This window comes from Aeromonas sp. WP2-W18-CRE-05 (assembly GCF_014168615.1).
Classification (GTDB): domain Bacteria; phylum Pseudomonadota; class Gammaproteobacteria; order Enterobacterales; family Aeromonadaceae; genus Aeromonas; species Aeromonas caviae.
The window spans coordinates 4,660,574-4,686,490 of record NZ_AP021917.1 but is presented as its reverse complement, the minus strand read 5'-3'; the positions used below and the strand labels follow the sequence as shown (position 1 = coordinate 4,686,490).

The 25,917-nt window shown below is 63.4% G+C and carries 24 protein-coding genes and 1 pseudogene; 8 read left to right on the top strand and 17 right to left on the bottom strand.

Annotated features, from left to right (window positions below):
• Window positions 1-224: 224 nt before the first annotated feature.
• A complete protein-coding gene (gene ompA / locus H7R73_RS21935; RefSeq protein WP_041211986.1) occupies window positions 225-1,355 on the top strand; it encodes a porin OmpA in 1,131 nt (376 codons plus the stop codon).
• Window positions 1,356-1,407: 52 nt separating this feature from the next.
• Here ompA and H7R73_RS21930 read toward each other — a convergent pair whose 3' ends face one another.
• Window positions 1,408-1,866 (bottom strand): HPP family protein, encoded by a 459-nt coding sequence (locus tag H7R73_RS21930; RefSeq protein WP_420703384.1) that lies wholly within the window; start codon window positions 1,864-1,866, stop codon window positions 1,408-1,410.
• Between the two features lie 87 nt (window positions 1,867-1,953).
• Between H7R73_RS21930 and H7R73_RS21925 the strand changes: the two genes are divergently transcribed.
• Window positions 1,954-2,493, top strand: a complete 540-nt coding sequence (locus H7R73_RS21925) for a TetR/AcrR family transcriptional regulator (protein ID WP_039039676.1) — start codon at window positions 1,954-1,956, stop codon at window positions 2,491-2,493.
• Here H7R73_RS21925 and priA read toward each other — a convergent pair.
• On the bottom strand, window positions 2,490-4,697 hold the full coding sequence (gene priA / locus H7R73_RS21920) for a primosomal protein N' (RefSeq protein WP_103260966.1): 2,208 nt from the start codon (window positions 4,695-4,697) through the stop codon (window positions 2,490-2,492). The genes H7R73_RS21925 and priA overlap by 4 nt on opposite strands.
• A gap of 147 nt (window positions 4,698-4,844) precedes the next feature.
• Between priA and rpmE the strand changes: the two genes are divergently transcribed.
• The 3 genes from rpmE (at window position 4,845) to H7R73_RS21905 (ending at window position 8,046) form a co-directional block, all read left to right on the top strand.
• Window positions 4,845-5,060, top strand: coding sequence for a 50S ribosomal protein L31 (rpmE, locus tag H7R73_RS21915; RefSeq protein WP_010676078.1), 216 nt, complete (start codon window positions 4,845-4,847; stop codon window positions 5,058-5,060).
• A 116-nt stretch (window positions 5,061-5,176) separates the two neighbouring features.
• Window positions 5,177-6,610 carry a DUF2867 domain-containing protein gene (locus H7R73_RS21910; RefSeq protein WP_103260965.1) on the top strand — a complete coding sequence of 478 codons (1,434 nt, stop codon included), beginning with the start codon at window positions 5,177-5,179 and terminating at the stop codon, window positions 6,608-6,610.
• Window positions 6,611-6,789: 179 nt separating this feature from the next.
• The gene (locus H7R73_RS21905; protein WP_103260964.1) at window positions 6,790-8,046 is read left to right on the top strand and encodes a malic enzyme-like NAD(P)-binding protein; all 1,257 of its coding nucleotides are present in this window, start codon (window positions 6,790-6,792) and stop codon (window positions 8,044-8,046) included.
• Between the two features lie 73 nt (window positions 8,047-8,119).
• Here H7R73_RS21905 and H7R73_RS21900 read toward each other — a convergent pair whose 3' ends face one another.
• The 6 genes and pseudogenes from H7R73_RS21900 to trmA all read right to left on the bottom strand — a co-directional run bounded on the left by H7R73_RS21900 (window position 8,120) and on the right by trmA (window position 13,104).
• On the bottom strand, window positions 8,120-8,302 hold the full coding sequence (locus H7R73_RS21900) for a hypothetical protein (protein ID WP_182951415.1): 183 nt from the start codon (window positions 8,300-8,302) through the stop codon (window positions 8,120-8,122).
• A gap of 54 nt (window positions 8,303-8,356) precedes the next feature.
• A complete protein-coding gene (rstB, locus tag H7R73_RS21895; RefSeq protein ID WP_232092718.1) occupies window positions 8,357-9,649 on the bottom strand; it encodes a two-component system sensor histidine kinase RstB in 1,293 nt (430 codons plus the stop codon).
• A gap of 20 nt (window positions 9,650-9,669) precedes the next feature.
• On the bottom strand, window positions 9,670-10,617 hold the full coding sequence (locus tag H7R73_RS21890; RefSeq protein WP_019706001.1) for an IS30-like element ISAs2 family transposase: 948 nt from the start codon (window positions 10,615-10,617) through the stop codon (window positions 9,670-9,672).
• Between the two features lie 265 nt (window positions 10,618-10,882).
• Window positions 10,883-10,972 (bottom strand): annotated as a pseudogene (locus H7R73_RS24270) (two-component system response regulator RstA); the annotation flags it as partial.
• Between the two features lie 25 nt (window positions 10,973-10,997).
• A complete protein-coding gene (gene rstA, locus H7R73_RS21885) occupies window positions 10,998-11,705 on the bottom strand; it encodes a two-component system response regulator RstA (protein WP_010676073.1) in 708 nt (235 codons plus the stop codon).
• A gap of 265 nt (window positions 11,706-11,970) precedes the next feature.
• Entirely contained in the window at window positions 11,971-13,104 is a 1,134-nt protein-coding gene (gene trmA, locus H7R73_RS21880) for a tRNA (uridine(54)-C5)-methyltransferase TrmA (RefSeq protein ID WP_103260961.1), read from the bottom strand.
• Window positions 13,105-13,273: 169 nt separating this feature from the next.
• Here trmA and H7R73_RS21875 point away from each other — a divergent pair, with 169 nt between their 5' ends.
• On the top strand, window positions 13,274-14,395 hold the full coding sequence (locus tag H7R73_RS21875) for a DUF5610 domain-containing protein (protein ID WP_103260960.1): 1,122 nt from the start codon (window positions 13,274-13,276) through the stop codon (window positions 14,393-14,395).
• A gap of 94 nt (window positions 14,396-14,489) precedes the next feature.
• Complete coding sequence (locus tag H7R73_RS21870; RefSeq protein WP_052815784.1) at window positions 14,490-15,023, top strand: cobalamin adenosyltransferase; 534 nt, start codon at window positions 14,490-14,492, stop codon at window positions 15,021-15,023.
• Between the two features lie 154 nt (window positions 15,024-15,177).
• Here the strand turns inward: H7R73_RS21870 and malZ are convergent, their stop codons facing one another.
• The 9 genes from malZ to H7R73_RS21825 form a co-directional block, all read right to left on the bottom strand.
• Window positions 15,178-17,007, bottom strand: coding sequence for a maltodextrin glucosidase (malZ, locus tag H7R73_RS21865; protein WP_103261197.1), 1,830 nt, complete (start codon window positions 17,005-17,007; stop codon window positions 15,178-15,180).
• Window positions 17,008-17,252: 245 nt separating this feature from the next.
• Window positions 17,253-18,101, bottom strand: coding sequence for an HDOD domain-containing protein (locus H7R73_RS21860; protein WP_039039670.1), 849 nt, complete (start codon window positions 18,099-18,101; stop codon window positions 17,253-17,255).
• Window positions 18,102-18,170: 69 nt separating this feature from the next.
• Window positions 18,171-18,590 (bottom strand): META domain-containing protein, encoded by a 420-nt coding sequence (locus H7R73_RS21855; RefSeq protein WP_010676067.1) that lies wholly within the window; start codon window positions 18,588-18,590, stop codon window positions 18,171-18,173.
• A gap of 178 nt (window positions 18,591-18,768) precedes the next feature.
• Window positions 18,769-20,130: a molecular chaperone gene (gene yegD / locus H7R73_RS21850; RefSeq protein WP_182951414.1), complete on the bottom strand. Its 1,362-nt coding sequence runs from the start codon at window positions 20,128-20,130 to the stop codon at window positions 18,769-18,771.
• A gap of 104 nt (window positions 20,131-20,234) precedes the next feature.
• Window positions 20,235-21,224, bottom strand: coding sequence for a 2-hydroxyacid dehydrogenase (locus H7R73_RS21845; RefSeq protein ID WP_042864752.1), 990 nt, complete (start codon window positions 21,222-21,224; stop codon window positions 20,235-20,237).
• A gap of 77 nt (window positions 21,225-21,301) precedes the next feature.
• Window positions 21,302-21,781, bottom strand: coding sequence for a CreA family protein (locus H7R73_RS21840; protein WP_041214236.1), 480 nt, complete (start codon window positions 21,779-21,781; stop codon window positions 21,302-21,304).
• A 21-nt stretch (window positions 21,782-21,802) separates the two neighbouring features.
• Window positions 21,803-22,249: an Mpo1 family 2-hydroxy fatty acid dioxygenase gene (locus H7R73_RS21835; RefSeq protein ID WP_041214237.1), complete on the bottom strand. Its 447-nt coding sequence runs from the start codon at window positions 22,247-22,249 to the stop codon at window positions 21,803-21,805.
• 284 nt (window positions 22,250-22,533) lie between these two features.
• On the bottom strand, window positions 22,534-23,394 hold the full coding sequence (locus H7R73_RS21830) for a hypothetical protein (protein WP_010676062.1): 861 nt from the start codon (window positions 23,392-23,394) through the stop codon (window positions 22,534-22,536).
• A gap of 156 nt (window positions 23,395-23,550) precedes the next feature.
• The gene (locus H7R73_RS21825) at window positions 23,551-23,937 is read right to left on the bottom strand and encodes a TraR/DksA family transcriptional regulator (protein ID WP_010676061.1); all 387 of its coding nucleotides are present in this window, start codon (window positions 23,935-23,937) and stop codon (window positions 23,551-23,553) included.
• A gap of 462 nt (window positions 23,938-24,399) precedes the next feature.
• Here H7R73_RS21825 and H7R73_RS21820 point away from each other — a divergent pair, with 462 nt between their 5' ends.
• Window positions 24,400-25,731 (top strand): glutamine synthetase family protein, encoded by a 1,332-nt coding sequence (locus tag H7R73_RS21820; protein WP_103260959.1) that lies wholly within the window; start codon window positions 24,400-24,402, stop codon window positions 25,729-25,731.
• Window positions 25,732-25,917: the final 186 nt, after the last annotated feature.

Genomic DNA, 25,917 nt, shown 5'->3' with positions numbered 1-25,917 from the left:
TGAAAAACGAAGAGCCCGGCTCTTCGTTTTTTTATGGGCAGCGCGCCGGCCCCCATGATTGGGGGCACGGTGGCTGATAATGTCGCCAATATCACACTCCTGAGTCCCTGGTCGTTTGAGGCTGGTTGCAGATGGGATAATCTGAATGCGGGGCTTGGGTTCAGGGCCTCGTCAGGGAAGAGAGACGCAGCCGCGTCATAACAATTCATTGCAGGGGCTCATCCATGAACAGATCTATGCTCGCCGTCCTGATCGGCGCTTTGATGGCAACAGGGACGGTGCAGGCTGCCGCCCAGGACAACACCTGGTATGTCGGCGGCAAGGCCGGCTGGTCAAATTATTACGGGGTGGATTACAACGCCCAGGTCGAAGAGCTGTTCGATGCGACCAAGGTGAACGAGAACAGCGATGATCTCGGTCTGGGGCTGTTTGCCGGTTATCAGGTGAACAGAAACGTGGCGATTGAGCTCGGCTATGACTGGCTCGGCAAGTATCAGGTGGACAAGCACTACTCGGGCAACGGGGTTGATTTCGCACTCGATGGCGAGGCCAAGGCCCAGATGGTGCAGGCCACCATGAAGATTATCCTGCCTGCAACCTCGGCACTGGATATCTACGGTCGTCTCGGGGGGGCCTATGCCTGGACCGAGAGCTCACTCAACGTCAGGGCCAGCGATGGCACCAGCAGCCTCTCCGAATCCCATGAGGGCAACAAATATCATGGTGCCGCCTTTGTCGGGGCGCTGGGGGTCGAATACGCCATCGACAAGGATTGGGCCGCCCGCCTCGAATACCAGTACACCACGCCCCTGGGCAAGACTTCCCTCGACGAGTCAGGCATCGAGATGGACAACGGCCTGCTGTCGGTCGGCATGCTCTATCGCTTCGGCCAGATCGGCGACGAGCCGGTGGCACCAACGCCTGCGCCCGAACCTGCGCCCGCCCCGGCCCCCGTGCTGGTGGAGAAACAGTTCAGCCTGGATTCCGATGTGCTGTTCGAGTTCAACAAGGCGACCCTGAAGCCAGCCGCCAGTCAGGCCCTCGACAACCTGTTTGCCCAGATCCTGGCGGCCAATCCGAAAGACGGGGTGGCGACGGTGATCGGTCATACCGACCGCATCGGCTCGGAGGCTTACAACCAGTCCCTCTCCGAACAGCGTGCCCGCACGGTGGCGGATTATCTCATCGCCAAGGGATTGTTTGCCGACAAGGTGCGTGCCGAAGGGCGGGGAGAGTCTTCGCCCGTGACTGGGGGCAGCTGCCCGGATGGCGCCAAGGCGCAGATGATCGCCTGCCTGGCCCCAGATCGCCGGGTCGAGGTACGCCTGACCGGGGTCTCCCAGGTCGCCGAATAAGCCATCTTTGCCTTGCTATTAAACAACGAGGGGGCCTTGGCCCCCTCGTTGTTTATGTGGTTGTGAGTCGTGACGTTTGCAGCCGCCTGGCGCAATGACTCACCATGATCAGCAGCAAGGCGCCGGGCAGCACTGTTTGCCAGAGGAAAGGCCAGGACTGGGTGGTGAGCAGGATCAACAGTGGATTGGCTCCGGCAGGGGGGTGGATCAGCCCCAGTCCCTGCATGAGTGCAATGGACAGGCCCACACCCAGCGCCAGCTTGAGTTCCATCGGTAGCGGTAGCAATTGCACCACTAACCCCACGGTGGCCGATAACAGGTGGCCTCCCAGCACGTTCTGCGGACGGGCCAGCGGACTGTCCGGCAGTGAGAAGAGTAGCACACAGCTTGCCCCGAACGGTGCCATCAACAGGGTCGACTGCCAGCTCATGTCCAGCCAGCCGAGCAACATTATGGCCAGGCAGGCACCGAGCCCTGCCAGCCAGGCACTTCGCCATCGTCTTGTTTCCATCTCCTGTCTCCTTGTCTGTGCCGGATCACTTGATCCAGCCTGCGACATTAGGTAGACAGATCGGTGTACTTCAAGAGGAAAGTCACCATGAGCGACAAACGGCAACAGCTGATGACGACAGCCTATCGGTTGTTCAATCGTCACGGCTTTCACGCCACCGGCATCGATCGCATCTGGGCCGAGGCAGGCAGTACCAAACGCACCCTCTATCGCCACTTCCCCACCAAGGATGCCTTGATCGAAGCGGTGCTGATGGCGCGGGATGCGGAGTTCTTTGCCCTGCTCGATGCCAGGATGGATGGGGTGTCGGGGCGGGAGGCCAGGTTGCTGGCGCTGCTCGATGGCTTTGCGGACTGGTTTGGTCGCAGTGACTTCTACGGCTGCAACTTCATCAACGCGAGCGCCGAGTTCTCCGATCCTCGCCATCCGGTGCGCAAGCTGGTGGTGGCCCACAAGCGGGCGTTGCTGAACTGGGTCAGGGAGGCCCTCGAATGCACCGAGGTGCAGGCCACCGGATTATGCCTGCTGCTGGAAGGGGCCGTGGTGATGGCCCACAGCTATCAGCAGCCCCTGGCTCTGGAACAGGCCAGGGTGTTGGCGGAGGCCGTGCTGGCAGAGCCGCGCTAGTTCAGTTCCGTGGGGTCGATATCCAGGCTCCAGCGCACCCGCTTGGTCTCGGGCCACCCCTCCAGCTCCTTCACCGCCCAGTCGAGCAGCTGGGCCAGTGGTGCCCGGCTGGGCCCCTGCACCAGCAGCTGCATGCGAAACTTGCCCGCCTTGCGCTCCATGAAGCCGCTGATGGGCCCGAGCACCTGCACCTGGGGATAGCGGGCGCTGCGCAGGGTATCGGCGAGACGACTGAGGAACAGCTGTACCTCGTCGCGGCCGTTGGCCTCGGCCCGAAACAGCCCCTGATGGCTGAACGGTGGCAGCCCCAGCAGGCGGCGCTCTTTCAGCGCCGTGTCGGCGAAGTGGCCATAGCCGTTCTGGGTCAGATCCTGCAGCAGGGCGTGTTCGGGATGGTGGCTCTGCAGCACCACCAGCCCCGGTTTGCTGGCGCGACCAGCCCGGCCCGCCACTTGGGTGTAGAGCTGGGCCAGCTTCTCGGCGGCGCGAAAATCGGCGCTGAACAGGGCGCCATCCACATCCAGCAGCCCTACCAGGGTCACATCCGGGAAGTGGTGGCCCTTGGCCAGCATCTGGGTGCCGATCAGGATCTTGTACTTGCCCGCCTTGATGTCGCCGAGGTGCGTCTCCAGCTCCCCCTTGCGGCGGGTGTTGTCCCGGTCGATGCGCACCACCGGATATTGCGGGAACACGGTGCCGAGCAGTTGCTCCAGCTGTTCGGTGCCGACCCCGGAGCCGATGAGCTCGCTGCTGCCACACTCGGGACAGTGGTGGGGCAACGGGCGCACGCTGTCGCAGTGGTGGCAGTGCAGCCGTCGCCCGGCCTGATGCCAGGTGTACCAGGCGTCGCAGCGCTCGCAGGCGGCACTCCAGCCGCACTGGTGGCAGATAAGAGCCGGGGCATAGCCCCGGCGGTTGAGAAACAGCATTACCTGGTTGCCCGCCGCCAGATGCTCTGCCATCAGCTGTTCCAGCTGGGGGGAGAGCCCGGCCTGTAGCCGCACGTTCTTGATATCCAGGATCACCTGGCGAGCGGTCTGGGCGTTGCCGGCGCGGCGAGTGAGAGTGAGGTGGTGATACTTGCCGCTGCGGGCATTGTGCAGCGTCTCCAGCGACGGGGTGGCAGATCCAAGCAGGATGGGAATGCCGGCGCGATGGGCCCGCATCACCGCCAGATCCCGGGCGTGGTAGCGAAAGCCGTCCTGTTGCTTGAAGGAGCCGTCGTGCTCCTCGTCGATGATGATGATGCCGAGGTCCTTGAACGGCGTGAACACCGCGGATCGGGTGCCGATCAGAATGGCGGCACCACCGTCGCGGCAGGCGAGCCAGGCATCGAGCCGCTCCCTGTCGTTCATGGCGGAGTTCATCGCCACCACGGGCACGTTGAAGCGGCGCCGGAAGCGGTTGATGGTCTGGGGGGTGAGGCCGATTTCCGGCACCATCACCAGCGCCTGCTTGCCCGCCTTGAGCAGGGGCTCGAGGATGCTGAGGTAAACCTCGGTCTTGCCGGAGCCCGTGATGCCGTCCAGCAGGAAGGCTCCGAACTTGTTGCTCTGGCTGGTGACGGCGGCCACCGCCAGCGCCTGCTCGCCGTTGAGGCGCAGCCCCTCACCCGGCTCGAAGCGAGTGGCCCAGTCGCCATCATGGCTCGGCTCCAGCGAGCGCTTCTCCAGCAGTCCCTTCTTCTCCAGCGCGGTGAGGGCTGCGCTCTGGATCTCCTCCTGTTTGAGGGCGGAGGGGGTCTGCGGCCCCTTGCGCAGCAGGGCGAGGGCCTGCTGCTGCTTGGCCGCCCGCTTGAGCTCGTTGAGGTCGATGGCCATGCCGGCCTCGGTGGCAAACCAGAACTCCAGCTCCCGATAGGCGGCGGGCTCCCCCTTGCGCACCAGCACCGGCAGGGCGTGGGGCAGTACCTCCCCCAGCGGGTGCTGGTAGTAACCGGCGCTCCAGGCCATCAGCGCCAGGATGTCGGGCCCCAGCACGGGGGCGCTGTCGAGCACCCTCTTCAAGGGCTTTAATTTGTTGCGGGGGACCTGGCTCTCGGTCGGGTGATCCACCACCAGACCGACCAGGGTCTGCGGGCCGAACGGGATCTCGACCCGGCAACCGGGGGCAGGCAAGGGCAGGGGAGAGAGATAGTCGAAATGACGGCGTAACGGCACCGGCACAGCCACACGAACCAGATCCAGCGTTTGGGAAGAATTCACCAGGGGTTGCCTATTTTTTCTGCGAAGCCACTTGCCTGATCTCAGGCGTTTCCTATATTATTCGCAGCCTTTGAAACTGTGTTCAACAATCGTGTGGTGTCCGACAAGAGATCGGATGGCGACACGGCCTGATAATTGAGGTTGTCCATGAAAGCTGGTATCCATCCTGACTACGTAGCCATCACCGCCAAGTGCTCTTGCGGTAACGTCATCAACACCTTCTCTACCATCGGTAAAGATCTGAACCTGGACGTGTGCTCCGAGTGCCACCCGTTCTACACCGGCAAGCAGAAAGAAGTTTCTAGCGGCGGCCGCGTAGACAAGTTCAACAAGCGTTTCGGTGGCTTGACCTCCAAGAAGTAATCTTGCTTCTGAAGAATTCTGAAAAAGGCGCCCGTCGGGTGCCTTTTTTATTGGCCGCCATTCTGTAATTCCCCGCTTTGCCCTATGGTGTTGGCTCAACCAAGGGAGAAGAGCCGATGCGCACATGTCTGGTGATGGGAGCTGCCGGGTACATAGGATCCTACCTGGTGCCTCATCTGCAGGGTCTGGGGTACAGGGTCATCGCCGGGGCCCGTCGTCCCTGCCGTCTGCCGGAGGGGGTGGCGTTTCGCCTCGCCGACAGCCTCAAGCCTGCCACCCTGCCCCCTGCGCTGGCGGGGGTCGACACCGTCTTATATCTGGTACACGCCATGGGGGCGGGGGCCGGTTTTCACCGGCTGGAGCAGCAGGGGGTGAAGAACTTCGCCGCCGCCGCCCGCGCCGCCGGGGTGCGTCGCATCATCTATCTGGGCGCCATCCAGCCCGAGCCCTGCAACAGCCGCCACCTCAACTCCCGCCGTTATTGCGGCGAGTTGTTTCGCGAATCTGGCGTACCGACGGTAGAGCTGCGTGCCGGCATCATCATAGGCCCCGGCTCGGCGGCGTTCGAGGTGATGCGGGATCTGGTGTACAACCTGCCCATGATGGTGACGCCCAAGTGGGTGCGTTCCCGCACGCCCCCCATCGCCCTCTCCAACCTCTTGCACTATCTGGGCGGGCTGGTGGAAGCCGACGGGGTGGAAGGCCAGATCTTCAACGCGGCGGGCCCCGAGCTGCTCAGCTACCAGCAGCAGCTCCAGAAATTCGCCGCCCATATCGGCAAACGCTGCCCCATCATTCCGATCCCCTTTTTGAGCCCCCGGCTCTCCGCCTGGTGGCTGCAGTTCGCCACCTCGGTTCCCCAACCCATCGCCAAGGCGCTGGTGGGGGGGCTCAAGCACGACATCCCGGCGGATGATGGCCCCTTGCGCGCCCTGTTGCCCCAGCATCTGCTCAGCTTCGACGAGGCGCTGGCGGAGAGCCTGGCGCTGGAGCAGAGGCTCGGTGCCGAGCAGCACGGGGAGGAGACGCCCCTGGGTCTGCGCTGGCGCCATCCCGAATATGGCTTCTACGACCGCACCGCCAGCGGGGAGGCGGATTGCCTCGCCGCCCCCGAGGTAGTGTGGCAGGTGCTGCAGCAGCTGGGGGGCGAGCAGCGCTACTTCTACATGAACGAGCTGTGGGTGGTGCGCGAATGGATGGATCACCTGATCGGCGGCCCGGCCCGGACCCGGGGACGCACCAACCCGGATCGCTTCGTGAAGGGGGACATGCTGGACTCCTGGCAGATCCTCGGGGTGGATGAAGGACGCAGGCTGGATCTGCTGTTCAACATGAAGGCCCCCGGCGTCGGTCGGCTGGAGTTCAACATCCAGCCCTTGGAGTCCGGCCTGACCCGGCTGCGGGTGACGGCCCACTGGCATCCGCAGGGGGCCTGGGGGCTGGCCTACTGGCTTGCCATGCTGCCGTTTCACCTCTTCATCTTCCAGGGGATGACGGAGGCCATCGCCCGGCAGGCAGAGGCAAAAGCCGGCATTCCAGTCATGGATTGAAATCGAATCTATAACTAATTGGGTAGTTTTGGGTGGCATGACATGCTACTGATTAGCCTGTCATTGCTATCCAGCGATATTTTATGCTGTGAAAGGGCGGGGGATTTCTTTATGATCCTCAGCCCTCGCCCGCTGGCGAGCCAACGCATCACTCATTCATTTCCGTATCGGGGTCCCCCATGTCCGATCAGCAGCACGATCTCCGCCAACAGGCACTCGACTACCACGCCCAACCCGTTCCGGGCAAAATCGCCATCGCCCTCACCAAGCCCGCCGAGACCGCTCGCGATCTGGCGCTGGCCTACAGCCCGGGCGTTGCCGAACCGGTACGCGAGATCGCCGCCAATCCGGCCGATGCCTACCGCTACACCGGCAAGGGCAACCTGGTGGCCGTCATCTCCAACGGCACCGCCATCCTGGGGCTGGGCAATCTGGGCCCGCTGGCCTCCAAGCCGGTGATGGAGGGCAAGGCCCTGCTGTTCAAGCGCTTTGCCGGCATCGACGCCATCGACATCGAGGTGAAGCACGAGACCAGCGCCCAGTTCATCGATACGGTGGCCGCCATCGCCGACACCTTCGGCGGCATCAACCTGGAAGACATCAAGGCCCCCGAGTGCTTCGAGATTGAAGAGGCGCTGATCGCCCGCTGCGACATCCCGGTGTTCCACGATGACCAGCACGGTACCGCCATCGTCACCGCCGCCGGCCTGCTCAACGCGCTGGAAGTGCAGGGCAAGGAGATTGGCACCAGCCGCATCGTCTGCATGGGCGCCGGTGCCGCCGCCACCGCCTGCATGGATCTGCTGATCAAGTGCGGGGCTGCGCCGCACAACATCTTCATGCTGGACCGCCAGGGTGTGATCCACAGCGGCCGCACCGATCTCAACCAGTACAAGCAGCGTTTCGCCAACGACACCCCCCTGCGTACCCTGACGGATGTCATCGACGGGGCTGACGTCTTCGTCGGCGTCTCCGGCCCGGACGTACTGCCCGCCGAGGCGGTGGCCCTGATGGCCCCCAACCCGGTGATCTTCGCCTGCTCCAATCCGGACCCCGAGATCAAGCCTGCCCTGGCTCACGGTGTGCGCGGGGATCTCATCATGGGAACCGGCCGCTCGGACTACCCGAACCAGATCAACAACGTGCTCTGCTTCCCCTTCATCTTCCGCGGCGCCCTCGACGCCCGTGCCAGCCGCATCAACGATGCCATGAAGATCGCGGCAGTGGAGGCGATCCGCGCTCTGGCCAAGGAGCCGGTGCCCGCCGAGGTGCTGACCGCCGCTGGCGTGAGTGAACTCGCCTTCGGCAAGGATTACGTCATTCCCAAGCCCATGGACGCCCGCCTGCTGCCGCGGGTTGCCCGTGCCGTGGCACTGGCGGCGGTTGCCTCCGGGGTGGCCCGCATCGAACTGCCGGCGGATTACATGCTGGGTTGAGTCACGGCAAGCGCGTAAAAAACAGAAGGGGCCCCCTGTCGGGGGCCCCTTTTTCATGGCGGAAGCGGGCAGCTTACTTGGTCTTGGGGGCAACCTTGACGGCCGGCACCTTGGCGTGGGCAGCCTTGTGATGCTTTTTCACTACCTTGGTCTGGGTGGCGTGGGGAGCGGCGGCCTTGGTCGGGGTGGCGGCCATGGTGAAGCCGGAGGTCAGGGCGAAGACAGCGGCCAGAGTCAGGGGGATCAGCTTGTTCATATTCCAGTTCCTCGTTCGGTTTGATGACATGGAGCGTTTCTCCATGACTTCATCCTAGGGCTGTTCGACCTGCGGTTCAGTGAGCGACTGGTGACGGTTTGTATCCAAATGTACGGGCAGGGTCAGGCAGAAACGGGCACCGCTGCGGCTTGGCAGCAGTTGCACCTCGCCGCCGTGGTGGTGGGCGATGCTGCGCACGATGGCCAGCCCCAGCCCGGCGCCGCCGGTGCGTCTGTTCCGGCTCTGATCCAGGCGCACGAAGGGCTCGAAGATTTGCGGGGCCAGCGCGGGATCGATGCCGGGGCCATCGTCGGCCACCTCCAGCAGATAGTCGTCCCCCTGTCGCGCTATGCAGAGGCTTGCCTGGCTGGTGGCATGGCGCAGGGCGTTGCCGATGAGGTTCTCCAGCGCCCGGTCCAGCAATCGGGTGTCGCCGCGCCAGGGCAGAGCCATGGCCGGGCGCACGAAGTCGAGCCGCTTGTCCGGCCGCAGGGCCTGCCAGTCGGCCAGGCGGCTGCCGGCCCAGCTGCCGAGCTCCAGATCGCTGCATTGCAGCGGCAGTTCGGGGCGATCGAGCCTGGCATAGGTGAGCATCTCCTCGATGAGGGCATCGAGGGCGCCGAGGTCCCGCTCCAGTCCCTGCTGCTCCTCGGGTGAGGGAGGCTCGGCCAGCATGGCGAGGCGATAGCGCAGCCGCACCAGGGGGGAGCGCAGCTCGTGGGCGATGGCGTCGGTCAACTGTTTGCGACTGGCCAGCATGGCCTGCAACTGCTCCGCCATCTGGTCGAAGGTGCGGCCAACCCGGCTCAGGCTGCTGCCGGGCGGCAAACCGGTGCGACAGGAGAGATCCCCGTCGCCGACCCGGCGGGCGGTCTGTTCGAGCTGTTGCAGGCCGCGCCAGTGGGGGCGCAGCCAGAGCAGGATGGGCAGGCCGAGGGAAAGGCCGATGAGCAGCAGCAGCCCTACGTCCACCCAGTGCAGCTCGTGCAGGTAGGAGAGGTAGGGGACGGGGCCGACGATCAGCACCTTGTCGGTGTTCGGGATGCGCTGCAGGAAGGTGTCATCCTCCTCGACGATGACGATGTTGCCCGCCTCGAGGAAGGCCTGATCCTCGCTGGCCAGGGGCTGGTTGGCGAGGACGCCGATCTGCAGCGGCAGATTGAGCTGGCGGCTCTGCTCGCCGGTGCGGGTGGCCCAGTGTTCCGGCGGCAGCCGGGCCAGCTCGCCAGTGAGCAGGCCGAGGGAGCCTTGCATCATCCGCTCCAGATAACGGTCCCCCGCCCGCTCTGCACTGACCTGATAGACCAGCCCGATGAGCAGAATGGCGAGGGTGAAGCGCGAATTCAACTTCGAAGTGCGACACTCGCCTATGCCGCCTGACGGTACTCTTCGAATACCTTGACAGGCTGCCTGAATCCGAGACATTTCCGAGGTCGTAGGTTGAGCCACTGCTCCGCTCTCCTGACATCCTCGTCCGTGACCTCTCTCAGGTCTGTTCCCTTTGGGATAAACTGCCTCAACAGCCCATTGCTGTTCTCGTTCAGACCGCGCTCCCACGAAGAGTAAGGGTGCGCAAAGTAAGTCTCGGCACCCAGCGCTTCCTCTATCGCCTTGTGTTCGGCAAACTCGCCGCCGTTGTCAAAGGTGATGGTATGCACCTGCTCGATGTAGGGCGTTAACATCTCGATTATCGCATCCCGCACCACCCCAGCCTGTTTGCTCGCGACCCGCTTGACCAGATAGAGCCGGCTCTTGCGCTCCACCAGGGTGACCAGTGCACCTGTGCCTTGCTTGCCCAGCACCGTGTCCGCCTCCCAATCACCGAGCCGCTCCCGGCTATCGACGATAGCCGGCCGTTCATCAATAGAGCGGGCTTCCTTGATGGGAGAACGCAGGCTGCTCGCCCCCTTGCGGTAGCGCTTGTGGCCCTGGCGCAGATGGCGGTACAACTGGCCACCCCGGGCTTTGTCGGCGGCCACATGGCGGTATATCCACTCGTGACTCACCATGAGGCCTATCTGCTTGCCCACCGCGCTTATCTGCTCCGGGCTCCACCACCAGGCGAGTGTCAGCTCGACAAACTGGATGACATCGGCAGATAGCCGAGATTTGGCCGCACTGGCCCGTCGGTGGGTGGCGTGCTGATGCGCATTGTCTGGCTGGTAGCCCTGCGGCCCGGCGTTACGACGCAGCTCCCGGTAGAGGGTGGAGCGATGAACGCCAATGGCGCGTGCGGTGGCAAGGATGGACATCCCCTGTGCGCGAAGCACCGATAACTGGTATCGTTGCCCCTCGGTCAACTGCTGATAGCTCATGGTGATACTGCTTTTACTTTGGCGAGCAGAAGGGTACCACCAATCAGCAGTTGGCCACCTCTCGCCATTCATCCATGAGTGTCGCACTTATTATCTGAATTCCCGAAGCAGCCTATCAGCAGCAGATAGAACTGGATAAACAGGCGTCGCATCGGGGCTCTCCTCTTGCCTGGATTGCGTCTGGGCATTGCCTTGTTGCCCCTCATCCCCAACCCTTCTCCCGCAAGGGGAGAAGGCTGAGTGCATCAAGGTCATTCGGTGGGGCTTATTCCCAGGCCTGGGGCACCAGCAGGTAACCTTTCTGGCGCACCGTCTTGATCCAGATCGAGTTGTTGCTGTCATTCCCTGGCTTCTGGTGTGCAGGCGTGTGAGACACCAGCTCATTCCCAAGCCTGGGGTACGAGTAGATAACCCTTCTGGCGCACAGTCTTGATGCGGGTCGGGTTGTTGCTGTCATCCCCGAGCCGGCGGCGCAGACGGGAGATGGCCACGTCCATGCTGCGATCCTGGCCGTCGTAGTCGCGCCCCCGCAGGCTGCGAAACAGCGCCTCCCGCCCCAGGATCTGGCCGGCGTGGCAGGCCAGCTCCCACAGGAGGTCGAAATCGGCGGTGGAGAGGGGAATGCTCTCCCCATCGAGGCGCACGTCCCGACCCGGGCCGTCTATCTGGAGGCGGCCGAACTGCAGGCGCTGGGGTGGGGCGGCGGGGACCACGGCCTGCTGGCTCTGCCCCTGCTGGCGAAACTGGACCCGCAGCCGGGCCAGCAGCACCGGGGGGGGCGTGGTCTTGAGGATGTAGTCGTTGGCCCCCAGCTCCAGGCTCAGGATCTGGTTCATGTCGCTGTCGAGCGAAGTGAGCATGACGATGGGGCCGGCAAAGCGCGGACGCAGATCCCGGCACAGGGAGAGGCCATCCTGCCCCGGTAGCATGATGTCAAGCAGCACCAGATCAGGCTGCTCGGCCAGGGCCCTGTCGAGTGCCCGGTCACCCCGGGTCTCCAGCAGCACCTCGATGTCGTGGCGACCGAGCCAGCTGCTGATGAGCTGGCCTATCTCGGGATCGTCTTCAACAAACAGAACGCGTGGCATGGTGGCGTGATTCCCCGGTCATGGCGTGAGTGGGCGTGTCGCCAGCATAACGGCTGCGTCCGCGCTCTGCACCGGGATAACTAATCAATGCGGGGGTTTTTGCCCCTTCTCCCGGGGGAGAAGGGGGGACAGGATGAGCCGGTTGGCATCGGGCCGCCCCCACTTGTCCCGTGGCGGGTCGGGGCGGCGCGATGAGGCAGGATCCGTGCCCTTCAGTGGCCATAGCGGCCCCGGCTGCCATGGGGCAGCCGGGGAACCGCCCGGATCAGCCGCCCTTGCGCTTCAGGTACACCCCGGCTTCCATGTGGTGGGTCCAGGGGAACTGATCGAACAGGGCGAAGCGGGCGATCTCGTGGGTTTCGCCGAGCACCGCCATGTTGGCCTGCAGGGTCTCTGGGTTGCAGGAGATGTAGAGGATGTTGTCGTAATCCTGCACCAGCTTGACGGTGGCGTCGTCCAGACCGGCCCGGGGCGGGTCGACGAAGATGGTGTTGCACTGGTAGGCGGAGAGATCGACCCCCTTGAGGCGGTTGAACTCCCGCTCGCCGCGCATCGCCATGGTGAACTCCTCCGCTGACATGCGCAGGATGATCAGGTTGTCGACGCCGTTGGCGGCGATGTTGAATTGGGCGGAGTCCACGCTCGGCTTGGCGATCTCGGTGGCCAGCACCTTGCGAAAGTTCTGCGCCAGGGCGATGGAGAAGTTGCCGTTGCCGCAGTAGAGCTCCAGCAGGTCCCCCTCGCTCCCCTTGGTCACGTCCAGGGCCCAGCCCAGCATCTGTTCGTTGATGGCGGCGTTGGGCTGGGTGAAGCTGTTTTCCACCTGCTTGTAGACCAGCTCGCGCCCCTGCACGGTCAGGCGTTCGATGACAAAGTCATCCCCCAGGCAGATCTTCTGCTTGTGGGCGCGGCCAATCAGTTGCAGCTCGAACCCCTTGGCACGCAGGTCGGCCTGCAGCGCCTCGGCGGCCTGCTGCCACTCGGCTTCCAGCTTGCGGTGGTAGAGCAGGCTGACGCAGATCTGGCCGGACTGGGTGGAGAGATAGTCGATCTGGAACAGCTTCTTGCGCAGCACGGGGTGCGGGCGTAGCCCGGCCAGCAGCACCGGCATCAGCCGGTTGATGAGCAGGCTGGCGGTGGGGAAGCTGTCGACCCGGATGATCTCCTTGGTGGCCGGTGCATACATGCAGTGGAAGAGGTCGTCCCCCTCGTGCCAGATGCGGAACTCGGCGCGCATCCGGTAGTGCTCGGCGGGAGAGGCGTGCAGCTCCAGCGCAGGCGGATTGAAGGGGGCGAACAGCTGGGTGAGGCGATCGCGCTTCTCGTCGAGCTGGGCCTGGTAGTCGGCAGGAGTCCGTCTGCCCTGGGCGTCGGCGGAAGAGGGCTGGGATTGAGTCATGGATACCTCGCATGCACCGGGCTGAGCCGGGGAAAGACCGGGGGAAGGCCGCAGCCAACCAAAGGGTGGGGATTTTAAAAGGCCGTTGCGGATTGTCCAAGTTTTTTGTGGTCAAGAAGTGGCCAGTCGGGCCGATAACCGATCCACCACTATAGGCGGGAGAGTAATGATGCAAATTGATGGCATGGGCGCAGCCCAACCCAAGGGAGTGGGCATTGCTCCCAAATCGCCTCAACAGACGGAGTCGAAGACGGCGGACAAGGGGGATGAGGTCTCCCTGAACAAGCCCCCGAAATGGGCCCAGGTGCTGATCCAGCAGGCGCTGCAATTTGCGCTGGAGATCAACGGCCAGGGCTACAAGGCACCCAAGGTGAAGGAACCCCAGGAGATCACCCCGGAGACCCTGTTCGATTTCCAGTCGGTGGCGGACAACGTGTTGCAGTTCGTCACCGGGCGGATAGGCGCGGCCCGTGCCGACGGCAAGTCCGACGACGACCTGACCAAGATGATGGAGCAGGCCCGCAAGGGGGTGGACAAGGGCTTCGGTGACGCCAGGAAGCAGCTCGGTGACTGGGCGGACAACGAGGACATCAAGACCGGCATGGATCAGAGCTACAAGCTGATCCAGAAGGGGCTCGACGAGTTCGAGAAGGAGTTCTTCGGCAAGGTGTCGACCACGGATCTGGGGGATGCCAGGATGGCCAGCCGCCAGCAGGCCCTCCTCGAGATCGAGACCCGGGACGGGGACAAGGTGATGCTGCGCTTCAGCGACAGCTGGCAGTTCAAGTCCCAGAGCGACGGGGGCGGCAGCCAGTTCAGCCTCAAGTCGAGCCAGAGCTTCGACTTCTCCCTGGAGGGGGATCTCGACAGTGCCGAGATGGATGCCATCGGCACCCTGGTCAAGGGGCTGGACGAGCTGGCCGGGCAGTTCTTCAAGGGGGGCGACGGCAAGACCCTGGCGGACGGGCTGAACGGGCTGCAACTGGATGACAGCCAGCTGGTCTCCTACTCCCTCAAGCTCAAGCAATCGGCCAAGTTGAGTCAGACCTACCAGGGGGCCAGTTCCCTGCAGGAGAGCCTCAAGCCCCTGGCGGACTACCTGCCGAGGCTCAGCCGGTTGCAGCAGCAGGCCGACGCCCTGCTGCCCCCTTCCCAGCAGGAGGCGCTGACACCCACCGTGCTGGCGGCGCGGGGTCAGGACGGGGCGACCCAGGGGGCAGGCTTCATGGGCTTCAACCAGCGGATGCTGGAAGCCATGCGACTGCTTGGCCAGCAGATGGCGACCGGCTAGTCTGGCGACGCCCCCGTGATGCTGGCGGGGGCGGGGTGTTTGCCAGCCCGTCCCCGGGCTGGCACACTGCCCTTTTCCCCAGCCCGGCGATGCCATGAACCCCAAGAAGCCAAGAGACAAGCGCGAGCTCTGCTACCCCTTCATCTTCGAAACCCAGTTCCAGTGCGACTACGAGATCGCCACCGACGAGCTCTGCTGCCAGGTGGGGGGCGTGCTCTCTCATCTGATGCCGGATGAGGATACCCGGCCCGTGATGGCGGATCTGGCGACCCTGCAGCGGCTCATCTACAACCTCAACGGCTCGGTGCGGGGACGGCTCGGCATCTTCGAGGAGGATCTGGACTGGCTGAAGGGGCGGTACGATCACTACAACGAGGCGAGTCGCGGCCGGGTGACCGGCTTCGTGCTGCCCCAGGGGCCCCAGCCCATTCCCACCCTGCACCTGTGCCGCTGTGGCAGCAAGAAGGTGGTGCGTCTGCTGGTGCGCCTGGAAGAGAGCGGCGTGCGCTTCGATCCCATCCTCTATCGCTTCGCCAATCTGCTGGCCAACTTCTTCTTCGTGCTCACCGTCTACCTCAAGCAGGCGTGGGATGTGACCGAAGTCCCCTATGTCAGCATCAACTACTGATGAAGAGATGATGTTTGATGTATTCGTCGCATCACACATGGTGACGTAGGGCTATCGGATCGAAAAACAGCGATGAGGCAGCATCCGCCACTTCGGGGGATGCAGGCATAAAAAAACCGGCGCCCCGAGCGCCGGTTTTCTATTGCCGCTATCCCTAGCTCGACAGCAGTACCCTGGCGGAGTTGGCCGGGATCGTGAGCTGCACCTCCCCCTGCACCACCTCGAACTTGTCGCCGTTGAAGGCGTCGGTGAAGCGGCTGGCGGGGCTGGCGGTCTGCCACAGGGGCAGGCTGATGGTGCGCGGCTCCGTGGGGTGGCGGTTGCAGGCGACCACCACCTGATCGCTTTGCAGGGTACGGGCGAACACATAGCTGTGGGGGCCGGCGTAGAGGGTCTGGATGTCTCCCCGACGCAGGGCCGGGCGCTGGCGGCGCAGCTGGATCAGGCGGCGATAGTGGTCGTGCAGCACGTGATCCCAGTCGGTGGTATCCCAGGGGAAGCAGCGGCGGCAGTCCGGGTCGTTGCCGCCGGAGAGCCCCACCTCGTCGCCGTAGTAGATGGAGGGCACGCCGATGTAGGTGATGAGCAGGGTGGCGGCGAGTCGCATCCGCTGCTTGTCTTCCCCCAGCAGATGCAGGAAGCGGGCGGTGTCGTGGCTGTCCAGCAGGTTGAACTGGGCCAGCTGGTTCTTGAACGGAATATGGGCCCGCGCCAGCTTGAGCCAGTGATCCAGCTCGGTGGCGCTGATCTTGATGGGATGATAGGCGATGTCCTGCCCCGCCAGGAAGGCGCGGATGGGGTGGGCGAAGCCGTAGTAGTTCATGGCGCCGTCCTCCTGATCCCCCTGCAGCCACTGGCTCGCTTCGAAGAAGTGCTCGCCCAGCACGTAGGCGTCCGGATTCTCCTGCTTCACCGCACCGCGAATGGCGCGCACATGGCCGCGATTGCCCTCGGCAGTGCCCCGCTCCCCCAGCATGTGGATGACGTCAAAGCGCCAGCCATCGATCTGGTAGGGGGCGCGCATCCAGTAGCGCAGAATGGCGTTGTCTGCCCGATAAACGGCGTCCTGCACCTGTTCACTTGAGAAATCCAGCTTGGGAAGGCTGCGGATCCCTTTCCAGCTAACATAATCCCCTTCCTGATCGAAGGTGTAGAAGCTGCGCCAGGGGGAGTCCGGGTTGCTCTGGGCGCCCAGCGGCGGGCAGAACCAGGGGTGCTCGGTGGAGGTGTGGTTGACCACCGCATCCAGGATGATCCTCATGCCGCGCTGGTGCAGGTTGCGGGTCAGCTCGGCAAACTGGGCATTGGTACCGAGGTGCGCATCCACCTTGAAGTAGTCCTGGGTGTCGTACTTGTGGTTGCTCGGCGAATCGAAGATGGGGTTGAGGTAGAGCGCCGTCACCCCCAGGGATTGCAGGTAGTGCAGCTTGGCGTCGATGCCCGCCAGATCCCCGCCGTAGAATTCACAGGCGCCGTGCCCCTCTTCGTGGCGGCTGACCGGCTCGCCCCAGGCCTTGCTGATGACCGCCTTGCCCCTGTACTCGTACTCGTGATGCTTGACGCTCAGCGACGGGTCGCCGTTGCAGAAGCGGTCGGGGAAGATCTGGTAGAACACCTGATCCTGCACCCAGGCCGGGGGCTGGTGATGGCTGTTGAAGCGGAAATGCTGCTCCCGCGGCGGCATGGCGGCGCTGACGCCTGCCCCGTGCAGCCACCACTGCTCCTCGTCGGTGAGGCACTTGAAGCAGTAGAGGTGGATCTCCTGCCCCTTGGCCAGCGGCAGTTCGACCTGCCAGACCTGAAGCCTGTCCCGGGTGGCGACCGGCGTCATGGCGACCAGATACTCCTCGTTGTCCGGCTCGTGGCGCAGCCACACCTCGCGGATGGGGACGTCCAGCTCGCTGAACAGGGTGAGCTGCAGGGTGTCGGCACTCTCTTTGAACCAGGGTGCCGCCTGGGGGTGAAACAGGAAGGGATGGGTCATGGTATCTACTGTGTCAGAGAGGCTCAGGAGTGGGGGATGGGCGCAGGCCATCTTATCCCGTCCATGGGCGTGTGTATGTGACGACCGGCCAGAATGAGACGGTGCTTCCGGCTTGGCTGGGCGGTCTGCCGTGACGCTATTGGGTCAGCAAATCGGCAAGGACGTTGCCCTGCTCGTGCAGCTGTTCGAGCTGTTCCGCCAGAATGAGACGGGGATCCGGCTCCTGCTGATCGGCCGTTGTGCATCTACTGGGTCAGCAAATCGGCCAGGGCGTTGCCCTGTTCGTGCAGCTGCTCCAGCTGATCCGCCAGGCTGGCGGGATCCAGCCCCAGCTGGTCAGCCAGGGTTCTGGGGAAACGGGCGATGATGGCCTGGGCCGGTACGCCGGCCTGCCAGGCGAAGGAGACGAAGACGGCGAGCCGGATGAGCACGGCCTCCTTGCTGACCGGATCGTGGGAGAGGGGGTCGAGCTGCTGGGCGATGGCATCCACGAAGGCGGGCGACAGGTTCCAGCGCCGCGCCAGCTCTGCGCCGAGCTGGGCATAGTCGTAACCCAGCATCTCCCGCTGGGCATCGACCCGGCTGCTGCCTTTCTCGATGGCCAGATTGATGAGCCCCGCCTCTTCCGGCAGGGTGCTCTGGATCAGCAGCTCGCCGATGTTGTGAATGAGGGCGCAGGTGAAGGCGGTCTCGGGATCCACCGAGGTGGTCTGCTGTGCCAGGGTGCGGGCAATGGTGGCGACCTGGAAGGTCTGGGTCCAGAAGTGGAGCTTGTCAAAGCCGGGGGGGGCCTTGAAGCTGCTGATGATGCCGGAGGCGACCACCACGGAGCGCAGGCGGTTGAAACCGAGGCGGATCACCGCCTGTTCGATGGAGGTGATTTCATTGCCACGGCGCAGGGCGGCGGAGTTGGCCATCCGCAGTACCTTGACGCTGATCACCTGGTCCATGGCGATCTTGGCCGCGATCTCGTCGATGCGGGCATTCTCGTCGTTGAAACTCTGCATCAGCTCGTGCAGCAGTTTCGGAATTGTGGGCAGTTGCTTGATCTTGCCAAACAGGCGATCCATCGACATGGCTGAGGCAGCCTCCATTGCTAACAATGCCTCATATTGTGCCACAGCCTGGCCAGTTGTTCCTGCTGGCGAGCGGTTTTGTGAGCCCTAGTACACCCAGTCTTGCAGTCTGTATTCCAAACGGTGCCGTTTTCCCTGGAGGATCAGGGTCTGGGTGGAGCCGCTCAGTGTGGCCCCCTCCGTCAGGGTGGCGAGCACGGCCTGCTCTATCAGATCGAGTTCGGGGGGGCAGGCCATGGCGGTGCTGCCGAGGCTGGTGACCCAGAGCTTGTTCCCCTTGAGGTGACCCTGGCCGAAGTAGCGGTTGCAACCGGCGATGCCGTTGACGGTGAAGTGTTCACCGATCTCGATGTCGGGGGGATTGCTGCGGCGGCTGGCGATGGCCTGGCCATCCAGCCGATCGAGCACCCAGTGATGGTGTTGCAGATCTTGCGAGGCAAAGCGGGGAGCACTGCTGCAGGCGCTGAGCAGAAGCAGGGCGAGCAGCAGTAGCAGGTATCTGGGCATTGAAGGGGCTCCGGTGGTGGGTATGACAAGCATACCCGTCCCCGGGCCCGGGCGGCAGGGCGAGGGGGGAGGAGCCCGACCGCTTCTGTCGCCCCGGGGGAAGAGGGGGTGTCGGCAAATGGCAACACCCGCCCCGAGCGAACCTGTCTACCGGTTGCCCATGGCTCCCCTGGCCGTCTCAGTCCGCAAACAGGCGCTCGGCATAGCGGGCGAGGCCCGAGGCCACCGAACCGAAGTCATCACCCCCCTCCAGCGGTACCTTGGGCAGTTTCTGCTGGATGAAGGCCTTGATGAGGGGGGAGCGGGCACTGCCGCCGGTGACGAAGACCCGGTCAGGCTGCACGCCTGCCGCCAGGATAGCCTCGTCCATCAGCTCGCCAATCTTCTCCAGCAAGGGGGCGGAAGCACTGGCCAGCTGGGGGCGGGTGAGTGCCGCCTCCAGCCCTTTTTCCAGCTCGTTCAGGGTCTGGTGATTGTGCTCGTGGTCGGAGAGGGCGATCTTGCCCTGCTCGGCGCGCCACACCAGTTGATGGCTCAGCTTGTGGGCCCGCAGGCTGGCAAGGCGCGGGAGCTTGCTGCCTGGCTGGCTGTCGAGCTGGAGATCCTGCAACTGGCGGGCGGTATCCAGGCTGTAGAAACGGCTCTGGGCACTGACGTCATTGATGGCGGCGGCGTCCCAGAACAGGGGATGGGGCAGTGGCTTGCCGGTCTTGAGGGTCTCGTGCATGCCGAGCAGCGGCATCATGCCCTCCACGGTCAGGCGGATGTCGAAGTCGTTGCCCCCGATGCGCTGGCCGCTGTGACCGAGCAGATCGCCGCTGCGATCCAGCTGGTCACGGTGGCTCGGGCCCATGCGCAGTACGGAGCAGTCGGTGGTCCCGCCCCCGATGTCCACCACCAGCACCACCGCATCCTCGGTGAGGCGCGCTTCGAACTCGAAGCCGGCGGCCACCGGCTCATAGAGGAACTCCACCCGCTCGAACCCGGCGAGGCGTGCCGCCTCCCTCAGGATGGCGATGGCCTGGCGGTTGCTCTCTTCCCCCGTCAGTCCCTGGAAGTTGACCGGTCGGCCGATCACCGCCTGGCGGATGGTGCTGCCCGTCTGCTGCTCCGCCTCCCGGCGCACGTGCAGCATCATGGCGCAGACGATGTCCTCGAACAGGGCGATCTGGGGAGCCTTGAGGCCATAGGCCCCGAGAAAGGATTTGGGGGACTTGATGTAGTAGCCCTCGTCCGGCTCTTCCAGATAGCGCGCCAGCGCCGCACCGCCGAAGCTCAGCTCGTCGATGAGTCCCTCTTCGCGCATCTGGCGGCGCACCGCCTGGGCCCGGGTCACCACGGGACCGCGCAGCTTGAGGTATTCGCTCTGCTGGACGGGGGCCAGGCCTTCGGCCAGGAGGCCGGCGATGGCGTCCCGGTGGGGGGCGTGCAGGGTGGAGGGAAGGTAATGGGAACCGGAGAGGGTCAGCAGCCTGGGGCTGCCCTGTTCCATCACGGCGACGGCACAGTTGGAGGTACCGTAATCAAATCCGATGAACATGCTGGCCAGACTCCTGTACAAAAAAGGGCTGGTAGCCTACCCGATGCCGCCGGGTCTCACAACCCGGCGGCGGGATCAATGGCGTGGCGACAACGCCTCAGGGATCACTCCACTTCGTTGTCAGAGCGGCCCTGGCTCTCGATGGCCTGGATGTTGCTGAGGGTGGTGTCGGCGATGGCGTGCAGCGCCTCCCGGGTCAGGAAGGCCTGGTGACCGGTGAACAGCACGTTGTGGCAGGCAGACAGGCGGCGGAAGACGTCGTCGGTGATCACCTCGTTGGACTTGTCCTCGAAGAAGAGGTCTTCCTCCTCCTCGTAGACGTCCAGCCCCAGGGCGCCGATGCGGGCAGTCTTGAGGGCCTCGATGGCGGCGTTGGAGTCGAGCAGGCCGCCCCGGCTGGTGTTGATGATCATCACCCCGTCCTTCATCTTGGCGAAGGCCTCCTTGTTCAGCAGGTGATAGTTCTCCTTGAACAGGGGGCAGTGCAGGCTGATGACATCGGACTGACGGAATAGGGTGTCGAGATCCACGTACTCGGCGCCCAGATCGATGGCCGCCTGGTTCGGATAGGGATCGCTCACCAGCAGGCGCATGCCGAACCCCTTGAGGATGCGCAAGGTGGCGATGCCGATCTTGCCGGTGCCTATGATGCCGGCGGTGCGGCCATGCATGTTGAAGCCGACCAGCCCCTCCAGGGAGAAGTTGGCGTCCCGGGTGCGCTGATAAGCCTTATGGATGCGGCGGTTGAGGGTCATCATCAGGCCCACCGCATGTTCGGCAACGGCCTCGGGGGAGTAGGCAGGCACCCGCACCACCTTGAGTCCCAGCTCCTTGGCGGCGGCCAGATCCACGTTGTTGTAACCGGCGCAGCGCAGGGCGATGACCCTGGTGCCGTACTGCGCCAGCTCGGTCAGCACTTCGCGGTCGGCATCATCGTTGACGAACAGGCAGACCACGGGGAAGCCGTGGGCGAGACGGGCCGTCTTGGCCTCCAGCCGCACGTCGAAGAACTCCAGATCGAAACCGTACTGGGCGTTGGCCTGGTGGAAATGTTCCTTGTCGTAGCTCTTGGTACTGAAAACGGCGACTCTCATGGTGCGCTCTCCGTAGATAATGATGTGGTTAAATTACAACAAATAGTGACCGTCATCACGGGATAAGTGGTGCTGTTTCAACCCCAGGGCATGATGGGGACGGCACTCACTGCACTCTTGTACGAACCATCCACCAACTTGGTGCTGTAAGTCAGATAGACAAGGGCATTGCGCTTCTCGTCGTAAAAACGCACCACCTTCTGCTCCTTGAACACCAGCGAGGTGCTGACGTCGAACACCTCTTCCCCCGCCTTCAGCTTGGCGGGCAGGGTGATGGGGCCGATCTGGTGGCAGGAGAGGGAGGCGTGGGAGGGATCTTCCGCCAGCCCGAGTCCACCCTTGACGCCGCCGGTCTTGGGGCGGGCCAGATAGCAGGCGACACCGGCGATTTTAGGGTCGTCGAACGCCTCCACCAGGATCTTGTGGTTGGGGCCGAGCAGCTTGAAAGCGGTGCTCACCTCGCCGACGGGATCGGCCTTGTCGGCCAGCACCGGGCCGGCCATCAGTGCCCCCAGCAGCAGGGGCAGGGTGCGAGCAAGGGTCTGAAGATGTCTCATGGTCTCTCCTGTTGGCCTCCCTCAGAAAGGGATGCCCAAACGACGATAGAGGCTGGCCAGCACCCAGGCGGGGCCTACCAGCAGAAATTGCAGGTCGGTGAGAAAGGAGGGGCGTTTCCCTTCGATATGGTGACCGACGAACTGGGCTATCCAGAACAGCACGAACCCGATGAGGGCAGGCCACAGCAGCGGCCCCTGCCAGACGTGGCAGAAGGCCAGTCCCAGGGCGGTCAGGGCCGTCATCCCCGTAAAGATCGTCAACGACAGCCGCAGGTAGAAGACCAGCACCGGGATGGCCACCAGCCCCGCCCAGTTGAAGGACGCTGGCAGGGGACCGGCGGGCAGGCACCAGAGCAGTGCCAGGATGCAGAGGTAGATGCCTGGCACCGCCACCTTGTGGATGGCCACATTGACGGGGTGTTGATGGCTCTGGCCGTAGTCGCGAAACCAGTCATCCAGTCGTTTCATGGCACCTCCCTGGTGCGCGTATTGAGGCCGGGCGACCTCGCGTTCCTGTGCGTCTGCGGCGGGCTGCGCCCACCGGATGGGATGACCCGCGGCTGATCACGCTCCCGGCGGCGGATATTCCCAACGCCGGAGACCCTGTCCGTTCACGCTCGCAGCGGTGGATATTCCCAACGTCGGAGACCGTGTCTGCTCATGCTCGCAGCGGTGGATATTCCCAACGTCGGAGACCGTGTCTGCTCATGCTCGCAGTGGTGGATATTCTCAACGCCGGATATCGTATCCGTTTACTCCTGCGACGGTGGATATTCCCAATATTGGGCCGGAATGCTTTTGAGCAAGGGGGTCATGTCGGGATTGGGCAGGGCGATGGTGACTCTCTGCTCCAGATTGGCGCTGGCCAGGGCCTCGCGGATCTTGGGGTTCTCCCGAAAGAACGCCATGAAGCTGCCGTCGGCATAGGCACGCTCGAGGCCGGTCTGGATCGCCTTGGCCAGCTTCGGCGACTCCGGGCTGACGAAGAAGAACTCGGCGAAGGGGTAGCGGATCAGCAGGTGCTGATCGATCACCAGGTTGGGATATTGTGCCGCCAGCTCGCTGCGTTCGGCGAAGATTTCCACCAGACCACGGGGGAAGAAATCCAGCTTGTCGCCGTCATTCATCAGGCGAAACAGGTTGCTGTAGCGCCCGGCATAGGTGGGAATGCCTGCCAGTTCCAGGATCTTGTTGTCGGCCCAGCCCACCCCCTGTGCGGCTTTCAGTTTCTTGAGGTCTGCCAGGGTGTTGATCTGGTTGAACCGCTCCTGGGCATCAGCGTGGATGAAGGAGAGGCGCAGCCCTTCCAGGCCACGAAACAGCGGGATTGGTACTGCGGTGAGGGAGGATTCCAGCGCGCTGGAGGTACCCATCCAGAACACATTGATGACCTTGCCCTTGGCAAGCGCCTGCTGGAGGCTGTACTGGTTGAGATTGAGGTCGACCCGCTCCAGCTTGTAGGGCTGCCCGGCGTGGTTGAGCGCCAGTTCCAGCAGCTTGAGCTGGTATTCGTTGTCGAGATCGTTGATCGGTCGGCTGGGGACCTTGACGGTGAGCGTCTGTGCTTGTGCCAGCAATGGCAGGCACAAGCACAGCCTGATGAGCCATTTCACGCTTTGATCTCCTGTAGGATCCGGGACTTGCCCGGAGTCTAACAGAAGTTGTCACGCTCTTGCTGTGAAAGGGGCCGGGGATCACCCGGCCGCGTCATCTTCGGGCATGACCTGCCCTGTGCCCGGCTCGTACCGAGGCCGGGCTTGTTCGCCGCATCAGGCGACGCGACGGAACACATGAGTGTCGTTGAATTCCTTGGTGCTCTGGCATTCAACACAGAAGCGGGACTCGGGACGGGCCTGCAGCCGCTTGAGAGAGATCTCGTCGCCACAGGATTCGCAATAGCCGAAATCCCCTTCATTGATCCGCTTCAACGCCCCTTTCAGCTTGCGCAGGTGCAACTTGTCGTGCTCGATGCGGTTCAGCTCCAGGCGACGGGCCTCCTCGACACTGGCACGGTCAATTTCATCCGCCATCTCGTTGGTATCGGTGGCGATAGCCTGGCTGGCCTGGGAGTTGAGACGTTCTTCGAGCTCAAGGATTTGTCGCTCGATCTGGCCTTTGTAGAAGGTCAGTTGGTCTTCTGTCATGAAATCACACATACGGTTTGCTACCAGTCAGTTTCCCAATGTTACCCATTGATGGGGGCTGTCTGTCGTCAGACCAAGCCCTTGTATCCCGTTTTGCACCAAATCCATGCAGGAGAGTGCAAATCAGGGCGGGCCTTGTACCAAAAAAATGCAGACATGCAAAGGAAATTGGATAAGGAGTGTGCGCCCTTGCAAAGAAATGGGCCTTCTCCGACAGGGTCTGACTGAGTATCGAACGAGATCCCGCCGCCGTTGGCATCGAGTTTGCAGTGGGCTGATCGTGACACAAAGTGTTTAGTATTTGGTGCCGCGCTGGTCATTATACAGGCCGTTGTTTATAGTTTTTTAAACACCGCTGCTTGACAAAGGCCTTTATCACGGGCTTTTATGGTGTGGTCGATTACATTTTCTTAACAAGGGTGTTCCTTATATTAGACACCCTTGACAATGGCAACCGTAAAGTCGGGGTTTAACATGGACAGTATCAAGGGCTGGATGGAGAGCAATCGCATCACGGAAGTGGAGTGCCTGTTTCCGGATTTCACCGGCAATGCCCGAGGCAAGATCATTCCAGCCAACAAGTTTCTGCGCGAAGGGGGCATGCGGCTGCCCGAGGTCATCTTCACCCAGACGGTGACCGGCGAGTACCCGGATGACGACAGCATGATAGACCCGCTGGAGCGGGACATGCAGCTCTATCCCGATCCCAACACCATTCGTTTCGTACCCTGGGCGCTGGAGCCCACCGCCCAGGTGATCCACGACTGCTTTGACGTCAACGGCAAGCTCATCGACATAGCTCCCCGCTCCGTGCTGCGCCGGGTTCTGTCATTCTACGAGAAGCAGGGCTGGAAGCCGGTGGTGGCGCCGGAGCTGGAGTTCTACCTGGTGACCCGCAACGAAGATCCCGACTATCCGCTGGTACCGCCGGTGGGCCGCAACGGCCGCCCGGAAACGGCCCGCCAGTCGTTCAGCATCGATGCGGTGAACGAATTCGACCCCATCTTCGAGGACATGTACGACTACTGCGAGGCCCAGGAGCTGGAGGTGGACACCCTGATCCACGAATCCGGTGCCGCCCAGATGGAGATCAACTTCCTGCACGGGGATGCCATCGATCTCGCCGACCAGGTGTTTCTGTTCAAGCGCACCATGCGCGAGGCCGCCCATCGCCACGGCATCTATGCCACCTTCATGGCCAAACCCATGAGCAACGAACCGGGTTCCGCCATGCACATCCACCAGAGCCTGGAAGACATGGATGGCAACAACCTGTTTGGTACCAGCGAAGGGGGCAACTCTAATCTGTTCATGCACTTCATCGCCGGCCTGCAGAAATACACCCCGGCAGTGACCGCCCTGCTGGCGCCGAACGTCAACTCCTACCGCCGCCTCACCTTTGGCGAGAGTGCGCCGCGCAACGTGCAGTGGGGTGTGGAAAACCGCACCTGCGGCCTGCGGGTCCCCTTCTCCGAACCGAGTGCACGCCGGGTCGAGAACCGCTTCGCCGGGGCCGATGCCAACCCGTATCTGGCCCTGGCCGCCACCCTGGCCTGCGGCTACCTCGGCATGCTGGAGAAGCTCGAACCCATGCAGGAGATGAAGGCGAGTGCCTATGACCTGCCCTACAGCCTGCCCCGCTCGCTGGAGGAATCGCTGAGCCACCTGGAGCAGTGTGAACCCATCAAGGACATGCTGGGGGAGCGCTTCATCCGCGCCTTCGTGGCCGTCAAACGCAAGGAGTACGAGACCTATTTCGGCGTGATCAGCCGCTGGGAACGGGAATTCCTGCTGCTGAACGTCTGATCTGTCCCCGGGGGAGGCGAGGCCTCTCCCCGTCATATCGCAAGCAAGGGGCCGAAGGCCCGTCTCGCGGCGGTGCCCGCGACCCGGAAGGCACCGAGTAAAGGTGAGGCCCGCTCCCGCAATGGAGAGGGGGTCACCTGCAATCAACTGGCGACGATGTTCGCCCCATGGAAAGGCATCGAGCAG

What these genes read in the sequence shown, in the direction of transcription:
- ompA (WP_041211986.1), top strand. Translation starts at nt 225, where the DNA reads ATGAACAGATCTATGCTCGCCGTCCTGATCGGCGCTTTGATGGCAACA.
- H7R73_RS21930 (WP_420703384.1), bottom strand. Translation starts at nt 1,866, where the DNA reads ATGGAAACAAGACGATGGCGAAGTGCCTGGCTGGCAGGGCTCGGTGCC.
- H7R73_RS21925 (WP_039039676.1), top strand. Translation starts at nt 1,954, where the DNA reads ATGAGCGACAAACGGCAACAGCTGATGACGACAGCCTATCGGTTGTTC.
- rpmE (WP_010676078.1), top strand. Translation starts at nt 4,845, where the DNA reads ATGAAAGCTGGTATCCATCCTGACTACGTAGCCATCACCGCCAAGTGC.
- H7R73_RS21910 (WP_103260965.1), top strand. Translation starts at nt 5,177, where the DNA reads ATGCGCACATGTCTGGTGATGGGAGCTGCCGGGTACATAGGATCCTAC.
- H7R73_RS21905 (WP_103260964.1), top strand. Translation starts at nt 6,790, where the DNA reads ATGTCCGATCAGCAGCACGATCTCCGCCAACAGGCACTCGACTACCAC.
- H7R73_RS21900 (WP_182951415.1), bottom strand. Translation starts at nt 8,302, where the DNA reads ATGAACAAGCTGATCCCCCTGACTCTGGCCGCTGTCTTCGCCCTGACC.
- H7R73_RS21890 (WP_019706001.1), bottom strand. Translation starts at nt 10,617, where the DNA reads ATGAGCTATCAGCAGTTGACCGAGGGGCAACGATACCAGTTATCGGTG.
- rstA (WP_010676073.1), bottom strand. Translation starts at nt 11,705, where the DNA reads ATGCCACGCGTTCTGTTTGTTGAAGACGATCCCGAGATAGGCCAGCTC.
- trmA (WP_103260961.1), bottom strand. Translation starts at nt 13,104, where the DNA reads ATGACTCAATCCCAGCCCTCTTCCGCCGACGCCCAGGGCAGACGGACT.
- H7R73_RS21875 (WP_103260960.1), top strand. Translation starts at nt 13,274, where the DNA reads ATGCAAATTGATGGCATGGGCGCAGCCCAACCCAAGGGAGTGGGCATT.
- H7R73_RS21870 (WP_052815784.1), top strand. Translation starts at nt 14,490, where the DNA reads ATGAACCCCAAGAAGCCAAGAGACAAGCGCGAGCTCTGCTACCCCTTC.
- malZ (WP_103261197.1), bottom strand. Translation starts at nt 17,007, where the DNA reads ATGACCCATCCCTTCCTGTTTCACCCCCAGGCGGCACCCTGGTTCAAA.
- H7R73_RS21860 (WP_039039670.1), bottom strand. Translation starts at nt 18,101, where the DNA reads ATGGAGGCTGCCTCAGCCATGTCGATGGATCGCCTGTTTGGCAAGATC.
- H7R73_RS21855 (WP_010676067.1), bottom strand. Translation starts at nt 18,590, where the DNA reads ATGCCCAGATACCTGCTACTGCTGCTCGCCCTGCTTCTGCTCAGCGCC.
- yegD (WP_182951414.1), bottom strand. Translation starts at nt 20,130, where the DNA reads ATGTTCATCGGATTTGATTACGGTACCTCCAACTGTGCCGTCGCCGTG.
- H7R73_RS21845 (WP_042864752.1), bottom strand. Translation starts at nt 21,224, where the DNA reads ATGAGAGTCGCCGTTTTCAGTACCAAGAGCTACGACAAGGAACATTTC.
- H7R73_RS21840 (WP_041214236.1), bottom strand. Translation starts at nt 21,781, where the DNA reads ATGAGACATCTTCAGACCCTTGCTCGCACCCTGCCCCTGCTGCTGGGG.
- H7R73_RS21835 (WP_041214237.1), bottom strand. Translation starts at nt 22,249, where the DNA reads ATGAAACGACTGGATGACTGGTTTCGCGACTACGGCCAGAGCCATCAA.
- H7R73_RS21825 (WP_010676061.1), bottom strand. Translation starts at nt 23,937, where the DNA reads ATGTGTGATTTCATGACAGAAGACCAACTGACCTTCTACAAAGGCCAG.
- H7R73_RS21820 (WP_103260959.1), top strand. Translation starts at nt 24,400, where the DNA reads ATGGACAGTATCAAGGGCTGGATGGAGAGCAATCGCATCACGGAAGTG.